This is a genomic window from Desulfosporosinus sp. I2, assembly GCF_000960765.1.
Lineage (GTDB): Bacteria > Bacillota > Desulfitobacteriia > Desulfitobacteriales > Desulfitobacteriaceae > Desulfosporosinus.
Window position 1 is genome coordinate 1 of the sequence record NZ_JYNH01000167.1, and the last position, 9,612, is coordinate 9,612.

The window sequence follows — 9,612 nt, forward strand, 5'->3', positions numbered from 1 at the left end:
GAAAAATAAAATAATAGAAAGTTTTCTGGTTTGATTAAAATTATCGCAACTTATAATCTCATAAATAACGTTTTCCTCATCCTCAGTGAAAGGTTGCAATTGAAACGGTCCCATACGACGACTCCTATCCAACTATCTTTTGGATCAATATTAAACCCTAACAACCATTTTCTAAATTTATTTTATATTATATAAAACCTTCTGTCTAACATAATTTCCCTTTACTTATTCTCCGACTCAATAGAGCATTTGACTTGAGTGAATCCAAGCCTATCCCTCAATATGATAATCACCCTTTTTGTAGTACCCGTTCGGCAAATTGATTAGTTAGACCCAGTACTTTTTCATAGTCTATTAGTTTTCTCAGCCAATGAGCGGGAATGTTAGAAAATCCATAGTAAACGCCAGCCATACTACCCGTGATGGCACCCACTGTATCGGTATCCCAACCTAAGTTTACTGCTGTGAGCACTGCTTCCTCAAACGACGATGTGGTGAGAAAGCTCCAGAGAGCAGCTTCCAAGGATTCAACCACGTAACCCCCAGATTTTATCTCACTCTCAGCAAGACTTGGTAGTTCGCCGCTAATAATACGCTTGAAATGACTTAACTGCTTACCTATTTTGCGGTCTACAAAAAATACGGCTTGAGATTTCAGTCTCAAATTTTCATAGGCTTTTTGGGGACTACTCCCTTTTAGCAAATCCTTCACAAACAGAGAATACAAACTACACGCTAATTGACTGCGCGGATGTCCGTGCGTTATCTTGGAAACCTCACATATCCTTTGAATCATAGTGTAATCGGATTCATGGGCAAAAAAAAGAGCAGCCGGGAGAATTCGCATCAGGCTTCCATTTCCATTACTCTCTGCATCAGTGGGACCCGCTTTAAATGGGGCAACCCCATGGATCAATCTTTTCATGGCTACTGATGTAGTAGTTCCTATATCAAAGGACTCACCGAACGGGGTCATATAGCCATCACGATACCATTTCACAAAGCGCCGAGCAATATCTGCTGGATTGTAACCTACCTCATACAGACTTTCAGCTAAACATAAGGTTAGAGAACTATCATCCGACCAAGCACCCGGTTCAAGACCGAAAGCACCTCCTCCTGTCATATCCGTGATCGGATTTTTCCTTATTTCTGGTTTCGTCATGAACTGGACAGGTAATCCTAAAGCGTCACCTATAACAACTCCCATGACTCCACCTATTATTGCATCTTGTTTCATATGAAACCCTCCCCTTTATTGCCATGAGATCATGTCTGCAAATTTATACTTCTATACTTTTTCAATGGCTTCTTTAATCCCCAAGGGTAATTCCGTTTTCTTAGAATTATTATAGTCGTATATGACAATAACTTCTTCTCCAGAAGCCGAAACTCCAATTTTCTCGCTAACAATTATGTACTCCAAGACAAAGCTCGATTTACCGATTGACTTTACTTTCGCACCTACAGTTATTTGATCTGGATACGCCAACGGCTTGAGATAATTACAGACCGATTGAGCCAATATTGTACCTATGCCCGTCCTGGACATCAGATCTTTTATCCCGATCATATAAAGATATTGTTCCCGGGCGCATTCAAAGTATCTTACATAGTAAATGTTTTTTATATGTCCAGAGATACCCATCTCAGCTTCTGTAATCAGTAACTTGACTCGGACAGGAAAACTTGTTAAATCCATTATAACTCTCCTTTTACAGACTCAATCCACTCCTGTGGTTCCTTCACCAGTTCTACTTTAGAAAGCGTTACACGTTTTCCCATCTTTGAGTGATCCGGCGACTGCTATTCTGATAACAATGATTCTTCAAAAGTCGCCAAATTCCTCCATTCAATGAAAAAGACGCTCAATCAAGCGTCAGAAAATCTTACAGAGCGAAAGGTTTTCTACTAAAAAATAAGTCTCGTGATTCAACCCACTCAGAAATCTTACAACTGCACTAGTTTCTTTTGGGAATAATCAACTATGACTGGGATCTGCATTTTCATTAGTTGAGATATCCGTCTTTTCCGTAATTACTTTTGACTTTGGTGTTATTATTCCTGGTTTAGGAGTATTTCCTTTTGGTAAGAAATTTGTATTGTTGCTTTTACCTAAAGTTGCCATGTTTTAATCTCCTTTTACATCAATTAAATTTAGTTTCTGCAAAAGCAAGAATTCTAAAACGTTAATTTATGCCATTTTGTCAGCTTTCATTTCAATGCCTCCGCAATGCCATTAGCAAGTGCACTGGCCAGTTTAGCCTGATAATTTGCATCACTTAACTTCCTATCTTCATCTGGGTTTGATAAAAATCCCATTTCTACGAGTATCACCGGTACTTTTGACCAATTAAAGCCAGTCATATCGCTATGTGGAGCAAGTCCTCTGTTTTTCATACCTACTTCGCTAGTAAGTAAATTTAGTATTATTCGACCACACCGATTACTTTCATCAATTATTACTTTAGTTCCTTCATTTATTGGCAAGGGAACTAACATTGAAGCTCCAGTTACTGTAGTATTTTCTGAGGAATCCGCGTGAATTCTTATAACAAGTGCTGCCTTCTCATTATTTCCTATTTCAGCTCGTTGTATATTTCCTAGGCTCACCGAGTTATCTGTCTTAGTCATTACGACAGTATATCCTTTTTTTTGAAGTAAATCTCTTAGCTGTAAGGAAACCTTCATATTAATTAAATACTCTGGTGTCTTTGTATCTATTCCAGCAGCTCCACCTCCGTCCATAATCTTCATTACAGAAGAACCAGGAGCATTGGCTTCCAATTCGAGATTTGCTTTATTCGCATGACCAGGGTCAATGACAATAACCTTGCCAATTGACTTTACAATTGGAGTCGGGGTACTTGTTTGGGACGGCGTATTGTCGGTTTTCGGAATTGCAGCTTGAGCAACATCTCCGATGGGACTGTTGTCAGTACTCTGGGTTTTGTTCTCAGAAGCTTCAGATAGTTCGATCCCAGCTGCAGGTTCCAGCTTATTTGTTTTGGTGCATGCACTAAGACTTACGCACATCATTCCCACGGTCAGTAGTACGGCCAAAATTTTATATGTTTTTCTCATCATTTTCCCTCTCAAAAATAAGCATCATTCCTTATACTGTTATGTTTAACGCACGTAGGAACAACCTTACAGAAAAACTAATATTTCTATCTTTCTATTTTTTCTATTATCTCTTTCAAAGCCATTTCTTTGGCATAGTCCAAAGAATTCGCCTCAATGACAACCCACGGGGCATGCGCTGTAGAGGTCTCGGTTATCATAATTTCAGCATATTCTTTAAATTTGCTCCAGTTTTTTCTGTTCTCCAAATCGTCGGCCAATGATTTTTCCATCATTGCAGGATCCAGCATTCTCTTTGCAAAGCGCCTCCCCTGTTCTTCATAACTGATGCATACCCAGAACTTTAGCAAAATTACCCCTTCGTGCGTCATTTGCCTTTCCATTGCTTTAATCTCATTCATCATTATTGCGGACGTTTTTTCATCACACTCATTATTCACCCTTTTATCAAGCACCCAATTGTACCATGTTCTATCCATGATTGAGATCTTGCCATATTTAGGCACAGCTTTCCAATAGTAATATAAATCAGGGTATCCTTTTGCAAAATCCTTCAGCAATACTCTGGGATAAACCTTGTACTCTCTCGGATCCAAGTGTCTCGCGATTTCTTTTATGCATGTACCCTTGCCGGCGCCATCAAGCCCTTCGAACAGTATCATCAACGATTTCTTCTTTTCCCCAAGTCTTTGTGGAATGTCTCTCAGCGAGTCTTCAAATTCCTTTACCCTTTCGGAATACTCAGCCTTAGATAAGTGATTTGAAAAAGTAAGATCATCAAGATTCAGATTCTTTTTAGACGGAAATGAAAAACTTGCCTCAGCCTCATTACTATTTTCACGTAATTTGGCTTCCAATTGCACAATAATCGTTGCTCTCAACCCATCAACGAATCCCTCAAATTGGTCTGATTCCGGATTGAGATCGATACTTTCTTCGTTAAGGTCAAAATCGAGTGATACGACATTATTCCTTGTCAGATAATTCCTGAATTCAGAAACATCCTCAGAAATCAGTTCTTGACTGATTTGTTCTTCAAGTAATGATTCATAACTGTTATCCACCAACGTCATCTTGCCTCTTTGCGGCACATACTCCCAAAGCTTCTTTAACACCGGACCCTTATAGTTCAACACTTCTTTTTTATCCAAATGGCATACATTGATATTCCTCTGATCAAGGTTCAAAATCAGCTCATTAATGACCTTTCCTTTCAAACCCTCATCTGTTCCAGCAAATGAAATGATTAATGAGATTCCCTTTGCCACCATTTCTCGTTGTAGCACTTCAAGTCGTTTCTTCAAATTCTTCACATCACCTTATCAATTATCTTTTTTATAAAAATAGTCCATTTTAATAAAATATGCGATCCAAGCAACACACACTCCAATGACTATGTACCACCAACTTTTATCCAAGCCCATGTTTCCTCCGACTAAGGGTATAATTTTAACCCATCCAATGCAAAAGAACGCTGATAAAGTCACGATCGGCAGGAATATCCATGAGAATTTTTCCATCCTGCGGGAAACTCTGGCTATATTAAACTCATCTAAGGCACTTAGTTGGGTGAACACTTCCTTATGAATTAGTTTGTTTTCAAATATCTCACTCCATTTGCGATAGAGCAGCATGCCAATGTCATCGTTGGTTATTTGGCTGAAGACAGCAACAGCAGTAAAGTTCAACAGTCTTTCTCTAAGTCCATTGATATGGTTCATTGAAGACGCCCCTTTGGACTTACCATAATTCGCCAAGTCAATCGCGTATTTAATTAAATTCATCTGTAAATCAAGCGCTAGAATAAAAATCAAAAAGTGCTTCTTAAAATAGTCATGTTCAAGACCTTCGATTCTTTTTCTAACTTTCGTTTTATCGGAACCGGTGTTAACTGTGTATAATACCGAACTCAGTCGGTTCGCATAAAAAAATGCGGACCTATTTATTTGGATCAACCCTTTATTCTTTTCTTCTTCGTTAAATACTAACGCGCGATAATCCTGCTTGTTTCCTATCGCATTTGCAATTCGATATAAAGTCCCTTTAAGCTGTGACTGGTGAAATGTCCTTTCATCAGCGTCGATATAATTATAGAGTTTCATATACTCTTTTTCGATGCTAACGGCGAAGTTTAGCTTGTCTTTTAGTTGTGCAGCATATTGTTCAACAGCGTTCTTGCTTGATTTGAGAAGTTCGTAGTTCATCTCCAAAACCTTATCAAACGCTAAATTATTATTATAGAAATCTGTATAGATAATTCCTGTTCCGTGCGAAAATACAATGACATCAGTATGATTCTGATTTCTAACCCTATTATTCTCAAATAATTTACAGTCTGACCCGATCAATTTGATACTATCGGTTTTTACCCTAAGAAATTTGCATATTTGCTTTGAGTTTTTTTGTTTGTTGTTAAAATAGTATTCATTGATGTAGGGTAAAAAATAGTTGCCAACTTCTTTATTGATGCCTTCCTGCAAGCTTGCCTCGGGTTCAATTTCTTCGAATAAGTTTGCGTCATATTTAAACGGTATAACAATTCTTGCTACAAACGTATTGAATAACGGTTTTTCGAAAGCCAATATAATATCATATATTTCCTCGATACTTAAAATACTGCCCTCGCTAGGCGAAGCAATGTTGACAAAATCCCATAGTTCATATCCCCAACCGTCTGTTTTACTTCTTCTATCTCTCCAAACAGAAAGCTCATCATCATCAAAAACTGTCTGTTCCTTTTCCTGTTCTCTGACTTCAAGCAGTTCGCCCAACCCCTGCAAGGTTACGTTCTTGGTTGAATCAACGGCAATACGCACACTGTTGACTTCTACTTCCCTTTGAAGCTTCTTCTCTCTTAATAGTTTCGTATCGACCGCCTTGTTTTTATAGACAGGAATAAAGGTGAAAACATATCCATCGTTACCCGGCGCATTTCCGTCCCGTCTGGCCCAATACTCTGGAAAAACGCATTCTGGAATATCACTCCACTTCAGCCCGTCCACTTCTTTAAGTTGTTCATCTACACCGGCATAGCTTTCTTTCAGCGGAAGCTTTATCTTCACTTGTTTGCAATTGGAATTTTCGCCGTAGACTTCCCTACAATATTTATGGTAATCGTCCTTTATCAGCTCATACTCTTCATCTAGCCCGTGGTAATCGGTGAGTAGCAGTGGCGAATTCAGAATGCCATCATTTGCTGCAAACCCGGATACCTTGTCAGCTATATATTCTAGCAACTTCAAGCCCTTCAGCATTATGTTTTCATATAATAGCTGAAAATATTGTTCATCTTCCGCCCCTTCAGTTATCTCCACGCCTTTTGATTTGAATTCTTTCTTGAGCTTTGCCGATTCTATCTCTTCTATGGCATATACCAGGTTATTCGGCATCTTCAAAAAGTCACTGTTGATTTTATTCCTGCCCGAGTTAAGATCTTTGACATATTGGATGATTTTTTCGAGCTGAGGTGTAATTCCTAACATGCCTTCCTTAATTAATTTTTGAGCAATATAAACCGAAACAATGCAATCCATATCAGGACTTCGATGTAAAACAAACTCAATTCTTTCAGCATTCTCCGATAGATTGTTCAAAACAAGCTCTGGAAATGCTGCAACAAGAGCAGCAACACTAATGCAGACCTTATTGTCAACCACTATGGGGGATTTTAACTGATGATAGTCGATGGCTCCAGTTTCAAATCTGTTCCCGGCATCAAGAAAAATCCGGTCTTTCTTTAAGCCCAGTGTCCCTTCTAAGCCTGAATCATCGACGATACTTTCTGCTTTAACAAACTTATAGCTGAACTCAATTTCTTTCATCCTCTATCTTCCTCTATTAGTTATTTATTTATATAAGCATCATATTCTTCAATTTTAATCTCAAGTCTTCTTGCCAACAACTCACAGCAATCCTTAAGGTAGTCGTAAATCAAGCGGGCCTCATTCTGATAACTCCTAATCTTCTCAGGGGTCCAATGGCTAGGCGGCTCCTGGAGGTTTGTGATTCTGTCGGCCATTTTAACCATTTGTATTTCTTTTGGCTGTAAAACAATCCGACAAAGGCTATCCACCATCTGAAGGGGTTTATCCAAATCCCTATTTTTGGTCAGAGCAAGGACGCCATCAGCAACTGCCCTACCAAAAGCCTCTTTTAATTGTTCATACGTTGTTTCTGTATCTTCGAGCGTGTCATGTAATAGTGCGCATTGCATTGCAAGCCCCAGGTCTATATCGGAGGCAAGCCCTGTTCCGCCGTCATTTTGTGAAAACAAGACCTCCATAGCCACCTCTGAAAAATGGACAACGTATGAATACTGTTGTCCCGGCACCATCTGATTCTTATGCGCAATAGCTGCAAAGGATATTGCTTTTTGATATAAATCCTGAAGTGTCATGGTTTACCTGCCTTCTATTAGCCAACTTCTTCATAACTTGTCAACAATTTAATTTTTTAACTGAACATAATACCTTTTGGATTTCCCCTAATCGGGATTTCATTTCATCTTAAAGGGTATTTCAGTCTAAAGGTAATTTGCCCTAAATAATACCCTGAATGATCATCAAGTTCAGTGTTTTTGCTGTAGCGGGAGTAAATAATCTTGATGGTGCAAAATTTTCCGGGTCAAAATTTGATCCATATCCATTAAACCAGTTTTTATATCTGACGAACTCGCTTCCTATACCACGTTCTTTATTGTCCTTAATATAGTTTCTTCGATTTACATCCCATTGAAATATATGGATATGATCCTCCAATTTCATGCTTGATTCTTCCACTATGATCGATGGGAACTTTTTTTCTTCATTGGTGAATTTAACCTTTAATCTATCGAAAGACTTAAAATACTCCTTGATATAATCCAAATCAATCAGCGCAACCGGCATCCTGACTAATTCATCCTTGATTTCACCATCCATGATTTCGCCATCTAGGATGTAATCATCTTTTTTTAAATCAAATTGAAATAGTTTAACAATCTCGATTCCGAAATTAACAATATCAGGCACAACTAAGATATTATAAAAGGCTTCACCCTCAGTACCTTTTCTATTCTTAATGATCAATTCCATGTTTGTGTCTAAGGTTTCTAATTTGATCCTGTCCTTACTTGGACTCAAAATCAAATTATCATAGCTTGGATCTCTTCTCAACCCTATGTGTCTTTTAATGAATTTTGGATAATTTGTCTCTTCCGAATAAGAAAACACTCGATATTTCCTGTTGATTGGTTCCCTACATTCCATGGGAATATCATCCAAGCTCTCAGATAAAATTAATAATTCTTCCATAAATTCGCGTCTGCTGATTTTTGTCGGATTTTCCAACTCATCTTCAAGTTCTGTAGCAGTACCTCTTTCAAAATCAAAGTTTCTCTGAGATCCACCCAGCGCAATGTTCCAACCGACTGGCGCAATATCTCTGAAAAATAAGGCGATTGATTTTTTCACTGTTCCGCCCGGCTCAACTTGTCTTATAATCGGGACTCCTCCGCCCGATGCCCAGCGAAATTTAACCCCATAAGGGGATAGATCCAGAGTATAGGTTTCTTTCCCAGTCTTCCTAGCCAGGAATTCGAAAAGCCCTTTATCTAACTCATTCAACGTCTCCCTATTTTCTTTGAGTTCTAAATCAAATCTTGAGTTTTTCGTTTTGTTATTTATGATTATTTCATTGGTTCCTGATCTGTCAATGATCACAGTAAATTCATCTTCATTACGTTCAATCACTACCGGTTTTTCCAATAATTCAATTGCATACACTTCATTGGGCATCTTTTTTGTTGGCGTTTGTTCCAAATCATAATGGTATTTTCTATTGTTCATATCTGATAAATCTTCAAAATCACATCTATCATTGATCCCCATGTTATTCCTTAAAGCCTTCATGAAAAATGCCGCGTAGACAAAGGCCGCTTCTCTTTCCTCAATCTTTGCAGACCTTCTCATAACATTCAGCCCAACCGAAACAGCCGCAGTTAGTAAATGATATTCTTCAACTTCAGTGTGTTCTGCATGAGGTCGCATCTTACTTCTTAGGGAATGAATGAGACTTCCCAAGGTTCCTGCAGCCTCCAAGCCCTTGATTTTAATGTCAAATATACTTTTGCTAGCATCTGATAGAGCTTCACAATAATTTGCCCAAACATTCATTTTATTGAGGTTGATTTGTTTAAAATAGTCAAAGAGAATATGGAATTCCAAATACATTAGATCATAATAAATATTACTGTCTACTTTGTATTCGGCAAAATCAATAATTACAGGTTTGCCATTTTGGATAATTATGTTACCTGCATGAAAATCATTGTGACTACTGGAAAGGAAAAAAGGGACTATACTCTCCATGCCCCATTCTTCAGCCATTTCAATAAACTTACATGGATTTGGTAGGCTTTTATCATATCCTTTTGGTATTATCCACTTAGTATCTGTTTTCAAGGATGCATATGCTTCTTTAAATTTCTTGTCTTTAACATTTTTGTCTTGATATTTAATCCCCCAGTTCTCTTATTATCATTTCGGCAGG

8 protein-coding genes are annotated in these 9,612 nt (G+C 38.2%); all 8 read right to left on the bottom strand.

Annotation, left to right across the window (positions count from 1 at the left end; translation table 11 throughout):
• Positions 1-289: 289 nt before the first annotated feature.
• The 8 genes from UF75_RS22695 to UF75_RS22725 all read right to left on the bottom strand — a co-directional run bounded on the left by UF75_RS22695 (position 290) and on the right by UF75_RS22725 (position 9,524).
• The gene (locus UF75_RS22695) at positions 290-1,240 is read right to left on the bottom strand and encodes an ADP-ribosylglycohydrolase family protein (RefSeq protein ID WP_045576808.1); all 951 of its coding nucleotides are present in this window, start codon (positions 1,238-1,240) and stop codon (positions 290-292) included.
• A 51-nt stretch (positions 1,241-1,291) separates the two neighbouring features.
• Positions 1,292-1,702 carry an acyl-CoA thioesterase gene (locus UF75_RS22700; RefSeq protein WP_045576809.1) on the bottom strand — a complete coding sequence of 137 codons (411 nt, stop codon included), beginning with the start codon at positions 1,700-1,702 and terminating at the stop codon, positions 1,292-1,294.
• 279 nt (positions 1,703-1,981) lie between these two features.
• Positions 1,982-2,128, bottom strand: a complete 147-nt coding sequence (locus UF75_RS29425) for a hypothetical protein (protein WP_197079507.1) — start codon at positions 2,126-2,128, stop codon at positions 1,982-1,984.
• An 86-nt stretch (positions 2,129-2,214) separates the two neighbouring features.
• The gene (locus UF75_RS22705; RefSeq protein ID WP_082075300.1) at positions 2,215-3,087 is read right to left on the bottom strand and encodes an N-acetylmuramoyl-L-alanine amidase; all 873 of its coding nucleotides are present in this window, start codon (positions 3,085-3,087) and stop codon (positions 2,215-2,217) included.
• 83 nt (positions 3,088-3,170) lie between these two features.
• Positions 3,171-4,397 carry a hypothetical protein gene (locus UF75_RS22710; protein ID WP_282433851.1) on the bottom strand — a complete coding sequence of 409 codons (1,227 nt, stop codon included), beginning with the start codon at positions 4,395-4,397 and terminating at the stop codon, positions 3,171-3,173.
• 9 nt (positions 4,398-4,406) lie between these two features.
• Entirely contained in the window at positions 4,407-6,905 is a 2,499-nt protein-coding gene (locus UF75_RS22715; RefSeq protein WP_045576812.1) for a hypothetical protein, read from the bottom strand.
• 20 nt (positions 6,906-6,925) lie between these two features.
• A complete protein-coding gene (locus UF75_RS22720) occupies positions 6,926-7,480 on the bottom strand; it encodes an HD domain-containing protein (RefSeq protein ID WP_045576813.1) in 555 nt (184 codons plus the stop codon).
• 142 nt (positions 7,481-7,622) lie between these two features.
• Positions 7,623-9,524, bottom strand: coding sequence for a hypothetical protein (locus tag UF75_RS22725; protein ID WP_045576814.1), 1,902 nt, complete (start codon positions 9,522-9,524; stop codon positions 7,623-7,625).
• Positions 9,525-9,612: the final 88 nt, after the last annotated feature.

Coding starts and splice junctions, on each gene's coding strand:
- UF75_RS22695 (WP_045576808.1), bottom strand. CDS start 1,240: ATGAAACAAGATGCAATAATAGGTGGAGTCATGGGAGTTGTTATAGGT.
- UF75_RS22700 (WP_045576809.1), bottom strand. CDS start 1,702: ATGGATTTAACAAGTTTTCCTGTCCGAGTCAAGTTACTGATTACAGAA.
- UF75_RS29425 (WP_197079507.1), bottom strand. CDS start 2,128: ATGGCAACTTTAGGTAAAAGCAACAATACAAATTTCTTACCAAAAGGA.
- UF75_RS22705 (WP_082075300.1), bottom strand. CDS start 3,087: ATGATGAGAAAAACATATAAAATTTTGGCCGTACTACTGACCGTGGGA.
- UF75_RS22715 (WP_045576812.1), bottom strand. CDS start 6,905: ATGAAAGAAATTGAGTTCAGCTATAAGTTTGTTAAAGCAGAAAGTATC.
- UF75_RS22720 (WP_045576813.1), bottom strand. CDS start 7,480: ATGACACTTCAGGATTTATATCAAAAAGCAATATCCTTTGCAGCTATT.